19 protein-coding genes and 1 riboswitch are annotated in these 17,103 nt (G+C 48.2%); of the genes, 10 read left to right on the top strand and 9 right to left on the bottom strand.

What is annotated here, in order from left to right; all coding sequences use genetic code 11:
• Positions 1-2: 2 nt before the first annotated feature.
• The 3 genes from BRW63_RS08975 (at position 3) to BRW63_RS08965 (ending at position 2,229) form a co-directional block, all read left to right on the top strand.
• A complete protein-coding gene (locus tag BRW63_RS08975) occupies positions 3-1,604 on the top strand; it encodes a sensor histidine kinase (RefSeq protein ID WP_223257335.1) in 1,602 nt (533 codons plus the stop codon).
• A 101-nt stretch (positions 1,605-1,705) separates the two neighbouring features.
• Positions 1,706-1,933 (top strand): addiction module component, encoded by a 228-nt coding sequence (locus BRW63_RS08970; protein ID WP_073070560.1) that lies wholly within the window; start codon positions 1,706-1,708, stop codon positions 1,931-1,933.
• Positions 1,933-2,229: a type II toxin-antitoxin system RelE/ParE family toxin gene (locus BRW63_RS08965; protein ID WP_073070559.1), complete on the top strand. Its 297-nt coding sequence runs from the start codon at positions 1,933-1,935 to the stop codon at positions 2,227-2,229. The genes BRW63_RS08970 and BRW63_RS08965 overlap by 1 nt, the downstream gene beginning before the upstream one ends.
• 28 nt (positions 2,230-2,257) lie before the next feature.
• On the opposite strand, the gene BRW63_RS08960 is transcribed toward BRW63_RS08965, so the two are convergent.
• A complete protein-coding gene (locus BRW63_RS08960) occupies positions 2,258-3,244 on the bottom strand; it encodes a GntR family transcriptional regulator (RefSeq protein WP_073070558.1) in 987 nt (328 codons plus the stop codon).
• Positions 3,245-3,469: 225 nt separating this feature from the next.
• Between BRW63_RS08960 and BRW63_RS08955 the strand changes: the two genes are divergently transcribed.
• The 4 genes from BRW63_RS08955 to BRW63_RS08940 all read left to right on the top strand — a co-directional run bounded on the left by BRW63_RS08955 (position 3,470) and on the right by BRW63_RS08940 (position 7,518).
• Positions 3,470-4,216 (top strand): dienelactone hydrolase family protein, encoded by a 747-nt coding sequence (locus BRW63_RS08955; protein WP_073070557.1) that lies wholly within the window; start codon positions 3,470-3,472, stop codon positions 4,214-4,216.
• A 56-nt stretch (positions 4,217-4,272) separates the two neighbouring features.
• Complete coding sequence (locus BRW63_RS08950; RefSeq protein ID WP_073070556.1) at positions 4,273-5,181, top strand: S1 RNA-binding domain-containing protein; 909 nt, start codon at positions 4,273-4,275, stop codon at positions 5,179-5,181.
• 151 nt (positions 5,182-5,332) lie between these two features.
• Entirely contained in the window at positions 5,333-6,193 is an 861-nt protein-coding gene (locus BRW63_RS08945; RefSeq protein ID WP_073070555.1) for a Tab2/Atab2 family RNA-binding protein, read from the top strand.
• Positions 6,194-6,228: 35 nt separating this feature from the next.
• Complete coding sequence (locus tag BRW63_RS08940; RefSeq protein WP_073070554.1) at positions 6,229-7,518, top strand: TldD/PmbA family protein; 1,290 nt, start codon at positions 6,229-6,231, stop codon at positions 7,516-7,518.
• 71 nt (positions 7,519-7,589) lie between these two features.
• On the opposite strand, the gene BRW63_RS08935 is transcribed toward BRW63_RS08940, so the two are convergent.
• The 6 genes from BRW63_RS08935 to BRW63_RS08910 all read right to left on the bottom strand — a co-directional run bounded on the left by BRW63_RS08935 (position 7,590) and on the right by BRW63_RS08910 (position 12,956).
• Positions 7,590-7,973, bottom strand: a complete 384-nt coding sequence (locus BRW63_RS08935) for a DUF4278 domain-containing protein (RefSeq protein ID WP_073070553.1) — start codon at positions 7,971-7,973, stop codon at positions 7,590-7,592.
• Between the two features lie 37 nt (positions 7,974-8,010).
• Positions 8,011-8,105: riboswitch (Glutamine riboswitch) on the bottom strand.
• 96 nt (positions 8,106-8,201) lie between these two features.
• Entirely contained in the window at positions 8,202-8,945 is a 744-nt protein-coding gene (locus BRW63_RS08930) for a hypothetical protein (protein WP_223257334.1), read from the bottom strand.
• Between the two features lie 323 nt (positions 8,946-9,268).
• Positions 9,269-9,625, bottom strand: a complete 357-nt coding sequence (locus BRW63_RS08925; RefSeq protein ID WP_073070551.1) for a hypothetical protein — start codon at positions 9,623-9,625, stop codon at positions 9,269-9,271.
• Positions 9,626-9,797: 172 nt separating this feature from the next.
• Positions 9,798-10,328 carry a DUF2231 domain-containing protein gene (locus BRW63_RS08920; protein WP_073070550.1) on the bottom strand — a complete coding sequence of 177 codons (531 nt, stop codon included), beginning with the start codon at positions 10,326-10,328 and terminating at the stop codon, positions 9,798-9,800.
• Between the two features lie 122 nt (positions 10,329-10,450).
• Positions 10,451-11,182: an LmeA family phospholipid-binding protein gene (locus BRW63_RS08915; protein WP_073070549.1), complete on the bottom strand. Its 732-nt coding sequence runs from the start codon at positions 11,180-11,182 to the stop codon at positions 10,451-10,453.
• Between the two features lie 412 nt (positions 11,183-11,594).
• A complete protein-coding gene (locus tag BRW63_RS08910) occupies positions 11,595-12,956 on the bottom strand; it encodes a PAS domain-containing sensor histidine kinase (RefSeq protein ID WP_073070548.1) in 1,362 nt (453 codons plus the stop codon).
• 425 nt (positions 12,957-13,381) lie between these two features.
• Here BRW63_RS08910 and BRW63_RS08905 point away from each other — a divergent pair, with 425 nt between their 5' ends.
• Positions 13,382-13,612 carry a hypothetical protein gene (locus BRW63_RS08905; protein WP_073070547.1) on the top strand — a complete coding sequence of 77 codons (231 nt, stop codon included), beginning with the start codon at positions 13,382-13,384 and terminating at the stop codon, positions 13,610-13,612.
• Positions 13,613-13,617: 5 nt separating this feature from the next.
• Here BRW63_RS08905 and BRW63_RS08900 read toward each other — a convergent pair whose 3' ends face one another.
• Together BRW63_RS08900 and BRW63_RS08895 are read right to left on the bottom strand one after the other, a co-directional pair.
• Positions 13,618-13,839, bottom strand: coding sequence for a ferredoxin-thioredoxin reductase variable chain (locus BRW63_RS08900; RefSeq protein WP_073070546.1), 222 nt, complete (start codon positions 13,837-13,839; stop codon positions 13,618-13,620).
• 161 nt (positions 13,840-14,000) lie between these two features.
• Positions 14,001-15,821, bottom strand: a complete 1,821-nt coding sequence (locus tag BRW63_RS08895) for a PP2C family protein-serine/threonine phosphatase (protein ID WP_073070545.1) — start codon at positions 15,819-15,821, stop codon at positions 14,001-14,003.
• Between the two features lie 311 nt (positions 15,822-16,132).
• Between BRW63_RS08895 and BRW63_RS08890 the strand changes: the two genes are divergently transcribed.
• Together BRW63_RS08890 and BRW63_RS08885 are read left to right on the top strand one after the other, a co-directional pair.
• Positions 16,133-16,555 (top strand): NfeD family protein, encoded by a 423-nt coding sequence (locus BRW63_RS08890; RefSeq protein ID WP_073070544.1) that lies wholly within the window; start codon positions 16,133-16,135, stop codon positions 16,553-16,555.
• Positions 16,556-16,593: 38 nt separating this feature from the next.
• Positions 16,594-17,103: paraslipin (locus BRW63_RS08885; RefSeq protein ID WP_143162034.1), on the top strand; the 510-nt coding region annotated here is incomplete at its 3' end.

Genomic DNA, 17,103 nt, shown 5'->3' with positions numbered 1-17,103 from the left:
AAATGCAGATAGGCTCTTATCAGGTAGCGGTTAAGTGTGTCTCGGTTAGTATGCCTAATTGGATTTTGCCAACCTTAAGTGAGATTCTCGCCTTGAGCAGTCAGCCTCAAGGGGATTCTGATCAGTGTGTCTGGAAGTCTGAAGAGCTTAGATCTAGGCAACACAATACAAATTCCTCGATCGCTCAACAGCGAGTTCGAGCCGAACGAGAATGGTTTGGCGCGATCGCAGCGCTAGAATCTTTGCTGAAACAAATTAAACCGTCAAGTCCTGGCGAAGATGTTCAAGGATTAGTGCTTTCTGGGCCATTGCCCGTTGTCAGCCAAACTGATTTAATGTCTCAGTTTGCCACTTGGACGTTTACGGCTGACCCGTCTGCAACGCTAATGGGGTTGCCCTTTCGCTTATGTCCCTCGATCGACCAACCTGCTTCGACCTGCGAAACCAATCCCTCGCTTTCCCTGCTGCCGGGTGATCCCTTAGCAATTGAGCAATTTTCTCTAGTGCTGACTGAGCAGTTTAGCTTGGTGATGGTTTTAGGCGAGAACCCGCACGGGGAACCGACCTTTGCTTTTACGTTTGATCCCGAAGTTGTCGATCGCGTCTGGCAAGTTTTACGGCTGCGGGTTGTGCTGATGAATGCCCCGCAGATGGGCAGATTGGATGCGCTGATCAAGCAGTTTCCGGCGATCGCTCCGCACTATAAGTTAGTCACTCAATTCAGCCATCTTTTGCTAACGCGTCTAGCCGATGCCGACGAAATGAAATCGACTCATCTTAATGAAGGGGCGATAGAGTCCGCCTTGCAAAGAAATCGTAAGAAAGCGGCTTCTCGAAATGGTAAAGCACAGAAGCTCGACAAACATCCGACCGCCGATGATCTCTCGCAGCGTTTGTCTGAGGGCAAAAGCATCGACATAGAACTACTGCAAGCGATCGCCCACGAAGTTCGCACCCCTTTGACCACGATTCGTACCCTGACGCGATCGCTGCTCAAGCGTCGAGATTTGCCGCCCGATGTGCTAAAACGATTAGAAATGATCGATCGGGCTTGCAGTGAGCAAATCGATCGCTTTGGCTTGATCTTTCGGGCAGTGGAGCTAGAAACCTCTACAACCAGTTTTGCCCTGGCATCCCTCGCGCCGACTTCTCTAGCCGAGGTTTTACGCGAAAGTATTCCTCGTTGGCAAAAGCAAGCGAGTCAGCGCAACCTGACCTTAGAAGTAAGTTTGCCTCGACAAATGCCGACGGTGGTTAGTGACCCGACGATGTTAGACCAGGCGTTGACGAGCTTAATCGATCGCTCTGCGCGCAGCTTGCCGCCGGGGAGCCATATTCAAGTCGAGGTGACACTAGCCGGAAATCAACTCAAACTCCAGCTTGAGTCTTCAGAATCTGCTGAAGCGATCGATTCAAAGCCTCATCAACCCTTGCTAAAATCTCTAGGTCAAGTGCTGATGTTTCAACCCGAAACGGGAAGTTTGAGCCTTAACCTCAATGTGACCAAAAACCTGTTCCAAGCGCTGGGAGGAAAGCTAATTGTGCGGCAACGCCCAGAGCGAGGCGAAGTGTTTACGCTCTTTCTGCCATTAGAACCCGGATAAAGGCAGGTTTCAGCTTTTTCTGGAAAGGATTAGGTTGATATTCAAGACTGTAAGGTTTGAGTATGATGTTAGGTAGTTCATCAAGGAGCTTTTCCCTAGTCATGACACTCGAACAAATTGAAGAAGAAGTTCTTGCGCTTCCGAAAGATGCTCAGGCAGCTTTACTAGCTCGGCTTCTTGGATATTTGGGGCAAACGGATATGGTTGACCAAGAAGTTGCAGGCGTTTGGGTAAACGAAGCTGAGAGGCGTGACCAAGCAATGGATCAGTCGCTAGAAGCTGGCGCTCCTTCTACAGAAGTCTTTCAGCGAATTCGTGCATCTTTGTAATGACACCTGCCACATTTAATTCGCTTGCAGAACAAGAATTAGTTGATGCGGCGGCGTACTACGAGGAACAGAAGCCCGGATTGGGACTAGAGTATTTGGAGGAGGTCGAACGCGCAGTCAACTTTCTGATCCGTTACCCCAATGCTGGCTTAGAGATTCGAGGTTCAGTTCGTCGCTTAATGTTACCAAAGTTTCCATACTCACTTCTATACCGTGTCCTCAAAAACAGTCAAATTCGCATTTTGGCAGTCGCTCATCATAAGCGTAGACCGAAATATTGGAGCGATCGCAAGTAGGCTAAAACGGTCGGACAGAGTGTTCTTGCTACTCCAGTCCTAATTCGCGTTTGAGCAGACTGACTGACTTGCTGACAATAAAGTTTTCACAGTAGACCAATTGAGGCGGACGAATAATATCTTCTCTCGCCGCAGAAATGGTCGCTTTGACTGCCGCAGAGCTTACATCGTCAAAGCTAAAGATGGTTTGAGCACTTCGTACCATCGCATTCATCTTATATTTGTCGTTCACCTGAGCGGTCATCACGAGCAAATCATCGCCCCGCAAACTGTGAATGATTACCTCTGCAACTCCGACCGTTCCTGAACTGAGGCTGACAATGCCTAAACAGGTTCCTTTAGGGAGCGATCGCACCATCTTGATCTCTTTTTCAAAATCGTAGATGTCTACCGGAATCACACGCGCCGATCGAGGGGTGGCGATCGCTTCTGCCTGAGCAATGAAGTAGCGGCTGGTAACGACAGTGCTCGATCTCGTCTGATCTAACACGCGACTGAGTTCTTCTAAAGGCACAAGCTGCATCGGAATGTTGAGGGCACGCTCTAATTCGCGCAGCAAAATTTCGCCATTGGCAATGTCGTGCTGTGGAGCCGTGATCAATACTTGAGCACTACAGCGCAGCCGCCAATCGATTTCTGCCAAAAATAATTCTCGTGCTTGACCGAGAGAGCAGCCTTGCTTTAACAAATCGTCTAGGCTGGTTTGAATGATTTTGTGCGCTTGAGGATTTTGATCTAGCAGCGGAGACTTAATGCTCGTAGCGGGATCGTGGGCTTGATCTCGAACGTAAATGCCCGACCCTGCCTGAGCATCGACCACTCCTGCTTCTTCTAGCTGACGATAAACCTTGCTAATGGTATTGCGGTGCAGCCCAGTTTGCATCGCTAATTGTCGAGTGCTTGGCAACCGATGCCCTGGCGAAAACTGTCGCGACGCGATCGCAAACAAAATCTGATTATAAAGTTGGGTCGATGCCGGGATATCACTATCTGGCTGAATATGAAATTGCACCATGCCAGGGCCTCAAAACTTGCTCACATACTAGATTCAAAGTGAGTAATTTTCTCACCGGAATCTGTTTACTATTTGTACCATTCTAGAGATTAGTACGGTGTTTCTCCTACCTTGTACACTGGTTATACGAAAATTTAACTTGCAGTGTTAAATCAAATAGCTTAAGAATGTTTGTGAGAGTTTTCACCCAAAATTACAGATTATTGTCTATAACTTTTAAGCATCGTGACAGAAATTAGAACGACAAACGCAACCGTTTTAAACGGAGCATTGCAAATTGATGCTTACTTAGCAGAACCAACTGATAGCGAACCCCATCCTGCGATCGTGGTCATTCAAGAGATCTTTGGCGTAAATGCTCACATTCGTCAAGTCACCGAACGACTGGCACGAGAAGGATATGTGGCGATCGCACCCGCAATTTTTCAACGCACCGCTCCCGGCTTTGAAGTTGGATACAGCGAGGCAGAAACAAAACTCGGACGAGTTTACAAAGATCAGACAAAAGCTGATGAATTATTGAGTGATATGCGAGCCACGATCGCTTATTTAGAAACCCTTCCCTGGGTGGAAAAAGGTGCCATTGGCGCGATCGGCTTTTGCTTTGGCGGTCATGTCGCTTATTTAGCGGCAACTCTACCAGAGATTAAAGCCACTGCGTCGTTTTATGGAGCCGGAATTGCAGCCATGACTCCGGGAGGTGGCGCACCTACCATTAGCCGAACCGGAGAGATCAAGGGCACTCTCTATGCGTTCTTTGGCACCGAAGATCCATTAATCCCCGTTGAGCAAATTGACCAGATAGAAGCCGAACTTCAGCGACAACAATCCTCTCATCAAGTATTTCGCTATCCCGTAGGTCACGGTTTTTTTTGTGATCAGCGATCGGACTATCGTCCCGAAGCTGCCGCCGATGCTTGGAACCAGGTAAAAGCACTCTTTAAAAATCTCCGCGCTTCTCTCCCAGGCTAAACTGGCAATAGTCAGCAAATTTAACCCTGCAACCGTGGGGCTGTCACTCAGTGGTCATGAATCAAAAATCAACTCAGTCTCGATCGGACGCATCCTTCTCGATGGATGATTTTGCAAAAGCGCTGGAGCAACACGACTACCAGTTTGCCACGGGGCAAATCGTGCGGGGGAAGGTGTTTAGCTATGAAAGCGGCGGTGCGCTGATAGATATTGGTGGAAAATCGCCTGCCTTTTTGCCGATCGAAGAAGCTAGTGTGCGCCAAATTAGCGACATCTCAGCAGTGCTGTCCGATCAGGAAGAAGAGCGAGATTTTCTAATTATTCGTGAGCAAGATGAAAACGGACAAGTCACCCTCTCGCTGCGGCAACTAGAAATTAAAAAAATCTGGGATCGGCTGGCAGATGTGCAAGACAGCAAGCAAAGTCTGCAAGTGCGGGTGACAGGCATGAACAAGGGCGGCGTAACGGTTGATGTGCAGGGCTTACGGGGGTTTATTCCACGATCGCACTTAGTTGAGCGAGAAAATCTAGAAGCGCTCAAAGGTCAAACGTTGACGGCTACGTTTTTGGAAATGGATCGCGATCGTAACAAACTGGTGCTGTCAAATCGCCTCGCCGCCAAGAGCGCTAGCTTTAGTCAGCTAGAAGTAGGACAACTCATCGAAGGCAAAGTGGTGAGCCTCAAGCCCTTTGGAGCTTTTGTGGAATTTGATAGCACAACGGGTCTGCTGCACATCAATCAAATTAGCAAAAACTACATTGCGTCGCTGCCTGCCCTGCTGCAAGTCGGACAGGTGATTAAAGCCATGATTGTCGAGCTAGACGAAGGCAGAGGTCGAATTTCTCTTTCTACAAAGATTCTAGAAAATCATCCTGGTGAAATGACTGAGAATATGGCTCAGGTAATGGATGAAGCAGAAGCGCGTCAAGAACGAGCCAGAAAAAATCTGGGCGTTGCAGAATGAGGGATGAAATGGCTGTAGGGGTAGTGCCCCAGTGCCTACCCCTGACGGAGGGCAACCACGGGGGGATTGCCCCTACCAAATCACCCCTCCATTCAGCAATGCCAAAATCTGCTGGGAGACTAATATCAGTTGATGCCCTTCATTCTCTACCATGACGACTATTTGGGAACTCGATTACTATTCACGCCCGATCGTGGATGAAAACAACAAAAAAGTCTGGGAAGTTTTGATCTGCGAAAGTCCAACTCGCATTGATGTTGATCCAGACTCGCTGTTTCGCTATGCCGAATATTGTTCGAGCACACAGGTCAATTCGGGTTGGTTAAAAAGCGCGATCGAAGCAGCCATTTCTCGCGCTCCCAATCCGCCTGACAAGATTCGCTTCTTTCGACAGGCAATGAATAATATGATCACCACTGCCTGTAACGGATTGAACGTGCCTGCTCAACTGAGTCGGCGAACCTTTGCTCTCAGTCAATGGGTGCGCGATCGCATGGATACGGTTTACCCCAATCATCCAGGTTTTCAGCCGTCTAAAAATCCTTCGGTGACGTTTCCCACGACTCCAGCCGAGCCGTTGCCCGATGCCCTGATCGGACAGAAATGGATCTTCGCAACTTTGGAGGCCAGCGCCTTTGATGATATGAGCGAATGGGCGATCGACTTTGGCGAATCGTTCCCGCTCAAAATGGCAGGGCTGGCTCCCAATACGCCGATTCCTGGGCTGATTATCTATTCGCCTCGCGCTATGCCGATGGCAGCCTGGATGTCGGGTTTAGAGATGGCGGCGATTAAGTTTGACCCAGATACTCCGACGCGATTGCTGCTTGAAACCGGAGTCAGCGATCGCTGGATTCTCACTAGTCTTGACCCCAAAACCCAGCCAGAAGCGAGACAGTTTGAAGCTGCCAAACAGCAATCCAATCAGGTGCACTTTTTAGCGATTCAAACCGATCCGCAAGTCGAAGCCTTTGCCGGATTCTGGTTATTGCAGGAGGTCAATTTAGCGTAGGCTAACGATGGGATGAGTTTCATAACTTGCAGGATATGCTAGCAGAACAATTGCTGGAACTAGCTGCCCGATCGGGGGCAGAAGCAGCAGAAGTCTTTCAGTCACGATCGCTCTCTCGTCCGGTTTATTTTGAGGCAAACCGACTTAAACAACTCGAAAGCGCAGACTCAGAAGGCACCGCCCTACGACTCTGGAAAAACGGATGTCCAGGGTTAGCGGTCGCTTATGGCCCAGTTGAGGCGCAGGCACTGGTCGATCGCGCCCTTGCTCTCAGCCAACTCAACGAACCCGAAGAGATTGAACTGGCTCCAGCTTCTCGACTAATCTATCCCAACATGGGAGCAGCCGTCTCGGTCGAAACGCTCGTGGAATGGGGCAGACAGGCGATCGAGCTAGTGCGAGATCAGTATCCCGAAGTGCTGTGTGCGGGCGGCTGGGAGTGTGAATCAGAAACGACTCGCTTGATCACCTCAAACGGGCTGGACTGCGGCTACACTGACACCACTTTGAGCGGCTATCTAGAAGTGGAATGGATACGGGGAGATGACTTTCTCAATGTCAGCGACGGGCAGACCTTGCGCGATCGTCTTGATCCGGCACTCGTGGCTCAACTAATTATGCAGCGATTGGAGTGGGCCAAAGAAAATGTGGGCGCACCGATCGGGCGGGTGCCAATCCTTTTCACCTCTAAAGCTGCCGACATGCTTTGGGGCACCGTGCAGTCAGCCCTAAACGGAAAACAGGTGATCGAAGGGGCATCGCCTTGGAGCGATCGCTTAGATCAAGCCGTGATCTCTGAGGCAATCACGATTAGCCAAAAGCCAGAGGCCGGCCCGTTTAGCTGCCCGTTTGACGATGAGGGTACACCGACTCGCCCGATCACGTTTATCGATAAGGGCGTTTTGCAGTTGTTTTACGCCGATCGCACCACCGGAAAACTTTTAGGCAGTGGCACAACGGGGAATGGCTTTCGTCCGGGGTTAGGCAGCTACCCCAATCCTGGCTTGTTTAATTTGCTGATCGAGCCGGGTGTCAAATTATTCCCAGAACTGATTTCGACGATGGAAGATGGACTCGTTTTAGATCAAATGCTAGGCGGCGGCGCGGGCATCTCTGGCGAATTTTCAGTCAACATTGACCTGGGATATCGAGTGCAAAAGGGTCAAATCGTCGGCAGAGTCAAAGACACAATGATAGCGGGAAGTGTCTACACCGCTCTCAAAAACCTGGTCGAACTCGGCGGCGATGGCGATTGGAATGGCTCATGTCACACACCCTCGCTGATTGTCGAAGGGCTATCAGTGACGGGTCGAAGCGACTGCTGAACGTCAGAATAAAAGGTGGCATCAGTTTTCACCAAATGCCACCTATAACCTTCACCTACAAAACGATCGCGCTATCGCAAAACTGTTTCTCTCAACTCAGACTCTAAAACCTGAAGCAGTTGAAAATCTTCTCGGTCTTTTGCCACCTGCATCCGATGCTCTAAGCTGCGATAGACATTGGCGCTGTGAATGCGTTTGAGTTGCTGCAAGATGTTAAAGGTCGAGCGAACTGGCAGCGTGTGAGAAAGCTGTGTGCGCTCAATCTGAGAACGGTCTCGCTGAGAATAAGCGCTATTTTGATTCTCTAAGCGTTGAGGGGCTTGAGGAACCTGAGCTTCGGCAAGAGTGTGACACTGCCAAGGCGCTACACGATATTTGCCTTGAATCTCGCTTTCAGTCACTTCGATCGTGGGAGGAGCATATTCGTAGCTAACACTTCGATAAGAAAGTCGCATTTGGGTCGCCTCTGAGCAAAGTGAAAATTTAGAGGGAGGCGCGTTCCTTCGAGAGTGCCAATATTTTGGATAAGTTGGTTAAGCTCTCTACTTCCGTCTTGCTCTGCTGTTAGCCAGAATCAGATGAACGATTTACTTTCTGTAGTATAAGCTACGGTTTTTAGATTAACTATCCAACTTAAGAAAGATTCAAAAAGCCGGATCAGGGAGGGGGCTAAGATCCGAAATCTACGGTTTCTCTCCGAGTGGGTGGTTAGCGCAAACTCCGCTTGAATCCCATTGAAGTTCTGCCAATAGCACTGCGCTCAGACCAATCACAATGCCCGTTTCGAGAAATTGCCACACGCCTACATAAGAAAGGGTCGCGATCGCCAGCAGATGCACAAAACAGATCAGGAGAAACGCCCGCGATCGCATCTTCACGCCAGTATAAAGATATCCAAACGCATTCAGCGCCAGCCACAGTAGCGGCAGTTGCGTCAGAATGGGTGCCCAACCCCAAAAAATGCTTAAATCGGTTAGCACCAGACCTGCCAACATGAGAAATATCCAAGCAGAGATGATGTGATTGAGCGGCTCGATCGTCGCCCATTTTTCTGAGAGTTTAATCATTGCACCCGTCCCCAATAGGGTCAGACCCGACCAGAAAAATGCTTGCGTTGCCCAATCGATCGGAGCAAATTGAGCCGTCAAAAAAATAATTATCGAAATTATGCCCCACAGTAGACAAGCTTGATCGATGCGTGTGTAAAACGTTGAAAAAATGGTGATCTGTCCTAGCTGCCAGTGCAGCCGCCACAGCCCTGGGAGATCTTCGATCGCAAAGGCTGATTGTTTACGTTTTAGTAAGGGAATTTCATGATTAAAAAAATCAGTTTGAAAAGGGAATGCCCGAAACATAGTTTTGTATAGAGTGTTAATGATTAGAAATGCTTTACGTTTCTTCTCAAAGTAGTCTCTCTTTAAGAACATAGTTGATCGTGCCTAAACGACTATCGATGCGTCTCTATCAAGTGATACGATCGCCGCCATTTTTAGACCTATCTAAAGGAGCAACTCATAGCCATTTGATTTGTGACTGCGACAGATCCGCATGAGGGCACGGCAGTGCCATGCCCCGTCGGATTGAACGATCAGTCGCAGTTGCCTCCGAAATTGGTATTAGATAACGCCTAAGCTACATGAGTCTAAAAATGAAAAAGCCCCGCTGACTTCAACCAGCGAGACTCTTATAGGTTTCACCTACATCACTTCTATGGAAATGGAGAATTTGACCCGACCCGTAGAAAATAACTCTATCGCCAAATTTGTTCGCCGTCTTCGTTGATTCTGGCTTGACGGATCACGTCTGAGATTTCTTCAGCATCTTTGACGTGGTGCAACGGCTTTTTCTCGCCATCAGGCGTGTCAACGACAAAATAAGTCGGAACGGTAATGTGGTCTCCAGTAATATCGGCTGCGTCAACTGCCACTTGTTGCGCTTTTTCTTCTAGAGATTTTGAGTCATCAATGCGATCGCCCGGATTGCTAGCTAAATATTCTTTGTCTAACTCAGCCCGTTGCTCTTGTTTTTGTTTGGGGTCAACTTCTTCAGGAGTCATCGGCTGGTTAACTTCACCGCTGTTGTCACCAGGTTTTGAATCAAGGTTCATAGTAGTTTTTTAGAATAAATTGCTGTACACAATACTAAAAAAAAAGAGGCCGTTACGCCTCTTTCAAACGACAGAATTATCAAGTAGTCCAAAAGAGTGAAATCGTAGAGAATGAATTGCTAATAGAACAAAACTCAACCGTAAATGCTATCAATCTTTAACGCTTCACTGATTACTGAGGTCTATGATTAGGGCCATAGCCAATTACTGCAACTTTGTGGCGATAAATGAGTTCTGCACCATACCATCCTGTAATGGCTAATAAGGTCGCGACGATGAGAGAAAGAATTAATCCGATCGGCAAAATTGCACCCGCCTGATCATTCCACCGCAGCCAAAAATTTATTGCAGAAAGCGTCAGTGCTGCCACGTTGCCAACCATATGCGCCCAGCCTGCACTGTGTTCACGGACGCGATCGATTTTCACAAAATCACTCATGCCAGTCGCAGCCGCAACCAAGCCAGACACAATGCCAACCCCAATCAGCCAAAAAGACGCTCTTGCCCAAAAAGAATCTCCGGTGAGCCAATAGCCAACATCGGTGCCCAAAGCACCTGTCAAAAACGCGATCGGAAAAGTAACCAGTAACGGATGTAGAGGGTGTCCAAAAATGGCAACCGTGCTGGGAACACCGCTATCGCGATATTCGGCTTCATCAGCTTCGATTACCGGAGGAATGCTGGGGGTATGAGCACGAGTCATAGTGTTCTCCTGAGTAGTTAAATTTTAGTAAGGCGATTGGCAGTGAGATGGAAGGATAGTCTGACGACAAAAGGGCGAATATCATTCGCCCCGCAGACACTTATCCTCAATTAGAGATGACCTTATGATGAGGGGAAGTGATCCACATGCGCCTCTGACTCAAGGACTAATTTTCCTTTCTGCACATCCAGCTTTTTGAGTCTTAAAGCCATGCCATCGAGTTCAAAATTCTTGAGGTTTAAGAGTTCTCGTGCTTGACTGAGCAGCGCTTCGGTCAGTTCGGGCGAAAGATCTTGACCCTCAATGTATTGCACATCTTCTAAAAGCACCTGCTGCCCACCCTGACCCACTTGGGGAACCGTCGTAAACGCCACCCGCTTTTTCTCTGGAGTGGCTTGCAGCATGATTTCTGTACTCAAAAAAATCTTGCCATCACCTGGCAGCCCAAACTCAATATGGTGAGTGTCTACCGTTGCGAGTTCGCCATTGACGCGCACCTTCAGATCTTGCATCTTGTCACGAATGAAATCTGAATTGAAGGCGCGGTTAACATCTTTTTCGGTCAAAACGACATGAGTTTCAGCGTCTGTAGGACGGGTCAACTCAATTTTGCCAAAAGCCACACTCATTGGATTGAGCGCCACATGCCCCGTGTGCATTTCCATCTCTTCGATCCGCAGATCGTGCTGCATCACCAAGCCCTCAGCCTTAATTGAGACTGAATCAACGGCACCTGATATGAGTTTGAGTGGGTCGGTTTCAATTTCGACATCTAAGTTTTTGACTTCATCTAGTTGGCTAGAGATTCCCATTTCTGCAACTTTGTTCAGCGCTTGTTCACCCAAATCCGACATTCTTAACTTCCTCATATCTCGGTTGTAGCGTTACTTTAAAACACAAACCAAACTGAGAGGCTCTACAAGGCGACAGAAATGGTCAGCGATCGCACTCTATCTTTAGAATCGTGAATTAATTGAACGTGAATTCGACGAAGCTTTTCGCTGCGGTTACAAATCCGGGCAGCCCCCTAGATCCCCCAAAATTGGGGGACTTTGAACCTGAATTCTAGGCTTGAAGTCCCCCCGAATTGGGGGATTTAGGGGGCTGAATCGCTGAAGAACGAAGCGAAAGAACTCATCGAACTGACGTTAATTGAAACCCGACTCTGCGTACGGGTATGGCACGGCAGTGCCCAATATCTCTGCAAGTAACGAGTATTATTTAATCCCCAATCTTCAGCAAATCTTGAGAGAAAGATTAACCGTCTCACAGTTTTTTGCGAGTGCTTAACTGCACCTGACAAGGCAACTCAACGATAAACGTTGAACCTTGACCTAGCTCACTCTCAACTGAGATATTTCCTCCGATTAGCTCGGTTAGCGCTTTGGTAATTGCTAACCCCAATCCGGTTCCTCCGTGGGAGCGAGTCATCGTTTGGTTTGCCTGTCGAAACTCTTGAAAGATGAAGGTTAAGTCGGCTTCTGCAATGCCAATTCCGGTATCTCGAACGGTAATGGTTAGATGCGCTCTCGGCATCAGATCGACCTCGATCAAAATCTGCCCTTCGTCAGTAAATTTGATCGCATTTGATAGCAAGTTGACAATGATTTGCCGAACTCGATTGCGATCGTTAACCACCAAAATATGATCTTGAACTAGATGAACTTGTAGATCTAAGTTTTTTTTAGCGCCTAGCGGTTTCAGTTCTTCAACGGTTGTGACAACTAAATTAGCTAAATCAAAGGTTTCTAACTGAAGTTCTAGCTGATGCGATCGCAGTTTTGAGAAATCTAAAACATCGTCAATCAGGCTTAATAGATGCCGTCCGTTTTCAAAGATTCGCTCAATCATGGTGAATTGCTGCGGCTCAAATCTCCGTTGAACGTGACGCAGCAATAAACTAGAAAAGCCCAAAATTGCGTTGAGTGGAGTTCTCAACTCGTGAGACATGGTGGCGATGAATTGCGCCTTGACTCGATCGGCTTCGATCAATTCTAAGTTTTGAAGCTGAATCTGGTGAAGCTGTGCTTCCATTTGTTTACGCGCCGTAATGTCTCGAATCAGCCAGCGCAACGCGATCACCTTACCTTTTGAATCTTTAACCGTTACGACCGTAATGGCCGCCTCAAATCGAGGTTTACTGCGAGCGAGTAGACTAATCTCCCATTCTTGAATGCGATCGATGCTTCGCAGTTGCAACAAGAGCGATCGAAAGACACGACGCTGTTCTTCGGGCACAAAATTAGTTAAAACTTTACTTGAAAGATATTTTTGGGGCACATTTAATAATTCTGCGGCTGCCCGATTTGCATCATGAATTTTGCCATGAATATCAGTCACCAAATATCCATCGGGGGCAAAGTCAAATAGCTCTTGATATCGGTGCCGTTCGTTTTCTAGCTCTTGACGGGCTTGTTGCAATACTTCGTTGTGACGACAAATTTCTTCCTCTACAACTCGCAGTTCTTCTAAAGCATTTGCGAGTGCTGCCAAATAGCTAAGGGCGAGTTTTGGCTGATCGAGAGACTTATCTCCTATGTTTTTATAGAGATCAGCCGCTCGCTGATCAACGGTATCTAAGTATTTTGCAATCTTGCCACGATCGCTACTGGGTTTTGTTTCATTCATGTCATCCTTTTGATTTTTATCAAGTCATTTGCTGACAGGAAAAGCATGTTTAGCCTTAATAGTTCTAAACAATTAAAAGAAGTATTTTAAAGCTTGATGGATACTTTCGTTAAAGAATCGATCTCATTCTTTAATTCTTAAGAAATTTAAATACCCATTCAGTCTTATACCAAAATCATTTTGGTTGAGTGAATTTGTTTCTAGATTCCCTGTGTTTACCATCACAGATGCAGAGTTTATTGCAATCTTCTTTAAGGGTGAGATGGAGTATCTCAGAAGTTGAAGATTCAGGATGAGGACAGCTTCAGTAGCTAACGCAATACTTCCGTACAAGCGGAAAACAACAAAACTCGTTTCGCAATTCTGACTTGATCGGTTAGATTGGCTAAAGTGGCAGGCTATAACTCTCTTAAGATCTCCAGCTTATGCGCTACACCGAACACCGATGGATGAACCCCTCAGCCCCATCAGAAGATGAGATTTTTGAAGTTTATTATGCCACTCGTCAGTTTTATCAAGAAACGCAGTATCGAGAAGACCTCGATCGCGCCAGCGTGTGGTATCACACGCTCGCAGCACAAAATCGCCGAGAGCTTGAAAAAATGCGCGGCGATATCAATTTATTGGGCTGGTTTTGTCGAAAACGAGAACGCTGAAACTGCTATAAAACCTCGATCTCAAACTCCTGGAGGTGAACTTTGAGCTTAGGGCTAAACTTGACCAAAATTGGAAAATTAGCGCTGACAGGTCTGCCATGCCACTCAGTCACGATCGCCAACACTTCACCTTCTTGCCCCTTAATATCGAGCGGTTGGTTACGGTGTTCTGGATGATGATAAATAATGACAGATTCAATCACACGAATACGAGCACCAACTTCCATAATCCTTAGCGTTTCATTGTCAAGAGCATTCACCACGATTAGTCAAACCCAACTGGGCTTATCGACAGTTTTTTTATCTTTGCACAAGAGCGTCCCCTTCTTACGGTTTGACAAAACTCTTGAGAAGAATTGATGGCGCTGCTGCTCGATCGCTGGATTGCTTATCGGAGCCTTTTTTCTACAGAGTCGCGCAGTTGCTGAAATCCGATCGGGTCAACTGAGTACCAGATTCCTGCACCTACAGCCCCGCTTAAAAGCAGCATCAAGATAATTCTGATGGTCAGCCCAAGGGGGTTTGCTTTCTTTCGCTTAGGAGAGACTATTTCCTCTAAAGCTGGAACCTCAACCTCTGGCAAACTCATATTTGAAGAGGAAGCCAATGGATCACCAGCCTTCACGTCCCCAGGTAGCCGCATCTCTGGCAACGGTGAAGAAACGTGACAATAAGTCAGCACGATCGAGGTGTTGTCATGTCCGTTTTTTTGATTTGCCAGGTCGATCCAAGATTGCACCGCAGACTCTAGAGAGACTTTTTCTTTGAGAACGAGTTCTGCATAATCGCGCCAAGACTGCTCAACTAACTCGTTATCGCTCAACCCATCAGAACATAACAGCAGCAATCCATCTTCTTCTAAGATAAAGCGCTGCACACTGGGGTTAAGAAACTGACCGTCTCGCGTTCCGAGGGCTTGAGTCAGTGCCCCCGCATCTGGGCGTTTGAGCACATCACGATAGAGCGATCGTCCTTGTTTAATTTCTCGCGTCACGACATCATCATCTACCGTCAATTGATGACAATAGCGGGGCGTGATCCAATAAGCGCGGCTGTCTCCTACATTAACGAGATAGAGTTCGTGAGCGTTGTTGGCGACGGCTCCACCAGGCAGTTTAACGCGCTGCGGAATCTGAAGCGCCATTACCAAAGTGGTGCCCATCCGCCGCCGAGATTCTCGCTCTTGGTCATCGTTTTGAGTCGAAATCATATTGTTGACGACCCGCACGATCGCGGCTAACTGCTCTGCTAGTAAATCAGGCGGCATCGGCTCCGACTGCTGGGCAATCTCAGTCAGCAAGGCTTTGATCTGAAGCTGAAGTGACTGCACCGCTAGTTGACTCGCAACTTCGCCGCCTTCATGTCCGCCGATGCCATCACAGACAATCGCCAATCGCGGACTCAGTTCATCATGGGGCTGTGTGCGCGCGTGAGCCGTGACTGGATAGCAGGTGTCTTCGTTGTGCGATCGTACCGCGCCTACATCGGTGGCTCCTACAACCTGCAAGCGGAGCGGCAACTGGGCTGACTGCTCGATTAATAACTGGTTTAACTGGGCTGAGACGGCTTGAAAGCTGGCTCCTTGCTGCATAGCGGCACAGATCGCGGTGAGAGAGTCTACGATCGTCGCCTTCGACTCTGGCACCCACACAAGCCAGCACTGCCCTAGATTTGAGAGAGAAGGATTTAAAAACGAGGCTCTTGTATGAACTGAGTCTTCTGAATCCTTGATTAATTCTTTAAGCCGAACTCGCCACCCTTCGACGCGCAAATTATCGGGTGACAGCAGACTGGACGCAACGTTTAACTCTAAAAGCGGAGTCCAAAGCTGCAAGATCTGCCACAGCCAATAGACTTGACGCACGGCAGAGGCTTGAGTCCAGGCTTCAAAAATGGCGGGTTGTAGGTCGCCTGTATTTTTTAATGGGACATTTTCTAATAACAGAATCTCGCGATCGCTCACTTCGTCGCGACAAAACCCATAGACTTGGGGCACATGCAGCCGATGAGCATAGAGGTGCAAATAGGGCAGCGCTTCGTCAGGCAGCAGTGCAGACACATAAGGCTCTGTCTGAGGCTTTGTATCTGCCCAAATGTGAGGCGTGATCACCTGATAGCGATCGGATACGATCGTGCCCGGTGGCTTTTGGGCGGCGATCTCTCCCACTGCCCAAAGATAGCGATGCTCCTGCGATTGCGAACTGCTCATGCACTTAAAAACGTATATTGTAGGGCGTTTGTGACTGACTCAATCTTCATAAATGTGAAGCATTGCGGAATTGAGCGGGCACTCTTTGAAGAATGACTTAAATCGCTTAACTCGGTTGCAGGATAGCCGATTTTGAGCCATTCGTCTCTCAAACTCTGATTGATATATTAGCGATCGTGAATCTATTGACTCAAAACTATGTTTCTGATCTCGATTTCAAAAGTAGTTGCCCCTGATCGAACGATCGCGAGAGGACACGACAGGTCGTGCCCCTACCGGGCGGATCTGTCACATTCACAAATCAAATCGGTATGACTCCAACTATGGTCTGGCTTTTAGCAGGCGTTGCCCTTTGCCTGATTGAGTTTGTGGTGCCTACAGCGTTTATCGCCTTTGTGATGGGACTCAGTGCGCTGGTGGTTGCCGCCTTTTCAGGGGTGCTATCTCTAAATTTGCAGATCACCCTCTGGATGGCGCTTTCTCTGCTAGCGGTGCTGGCATCTCGTCAGCTGATTAGCCGTAGAGCCGCCTTAAAACTGGATGCCACCGAAGCAGAAACGTTGACCGAAATTCTGCCGGGGCAGCCTGGACGGGTTCTCTACGAAGGAAATTCTTGGAGCGCTCGCTGCGAAACTTTTGACGGGACGATCGCGCCTCACCAAAAAGTCTACGTCGTCGGGCGCAAAGGGACGACGCTAATCATCGTGCCAGAAGGCTTGGCACACGATCAATAATCATCATTCAACCGTTCAAAAATTAGGAGCATAAGTCTATGTGGGGTTGGTTAATTGCAATAGGCGTAGGAGCGGGTGCTGTCTCTAGCGTCAAAATTATTCAGCAAGGCAATGAAGCCCTGGTCGAGCGGTTGGGAAGCTACGATCGTAAGCTCGGTCACGGACTCAGCTTTGTGATTCCTGGACTCGATCGCCTTGCCTTTCAAGAAACCGTGCGAGAAAAGGTGCTCGAAATTCCGCCGCAGCCCTGCATCACTCGCGATAACGTCTCGATCACCGTCGATGCAGTGGTCTATTGGAAGATCGTAGACATGGAGCGGGCCTATTACAAGGTGCAAAATCTCAATGCTGCTGTGGTGAATATAGTGTTGACTCAAATTCGCGCTGAGATGGGTCAAATTGAACTCGATGAAACCTTTACAGCACGAGCGCAGATCAATGAAATCTTGCTGCGAGATCTCGATATTGCCACCGATCCCTGGGGTGTGAAAGTCACCCGTGTTGAGCTACGCGACATCATTCCGTCAACGGCTGTGCAAGAATCGATG

It is taken from the genome of Phormidesmis priestleyi ULC007 (genome assembly GCF_001895925.1).
Lineage (GTDB): Bacteria > Cyanobacteriota > Cyanobacteriia > Leptolyngbyales > Leptolyngbyaceae > Phormidesmis_A > Phormidesmis_A priestleyi_A.
This window is presented reverse-complemented; position numbering and strand designations above follow the sequence as displayed.